Here is a 681-nt window from a genome sequence, read left to right on the forward strand (position 1 = left end):
ACCCTCGCGCCCCCCGCTTTCGCCGCTCCCCCCGACGACCCGCCGGCCGGTTCCGAACTTCCCGACGAACTCTCCGACGAGGCCCTCGCCGAGGTGGTCGAGGAGATCGAGCGGCTGCGGGAGAGCGCCGCCGAGGCCGCCGAGCACCACGAGACGATCCGCCGCCGGGAGGCGCGGCAGCGCGCCGCCCTGGAACGGCTGCGCGAGCGCCTGGCCGAACGGCGCGAGGAGGTCGGCGAACTGCGCGTCGCCATCGGCCGACAGGCGGGCAAGCGCTACCGCGAGGGCAACGGCTCCGGCCTGGCCCGTCTGGTCCTGGCGGACTCCCCGGAGGAGATGCTCTCCGAGGCCGACCTCATCGGACGCGGTGAGCTGTCCGCCCGCCACCTGCTGGAGGAGCTGGAGGAGGCCGAGCGGAAACTGGCCCGCGACGAGGCGTCGGCGGAGGCCGTCCACACGGCGCTGACCCGCCTGGACGGTGAGCGGCGGTCCGCCCGCCGGGCGGTGGAGCGCGACCTGATGCGGGTCGAGGAACGCCTGGCGGAGCTGGAGGAGGCACGGCGGGAGGCGGTGCTCCGGGCCGCCGGGGACGCCCCGGCGGTCGGCACGGTCTGCCCGGTGGACGGGGAGCCCACCGACGGGGGAACCACCTCCCCGGCACCCGGGAACCCCGCCCCGGCC

Annotated in this window: 1 pseudogene; it reads left to right on the plus strand. The window is 77.1% G+C overall.

The window, feature by feature from the left end:
• A pseudogene (locus tag FOE67_RS27700) lies at positions 1 to 681 on the plus strand (hypothetical protein); the annotation flags it as partial.

It is taken from the genome of Streptomyces calidiresistens, from assembly GCF_014141525.1.
Lineage (GTDB): Bacteria > Actinomycetota > Actinomycetes > Streptomycetales > Streptomycetaceae > Streptomyces > Streptomyces calidiresistens.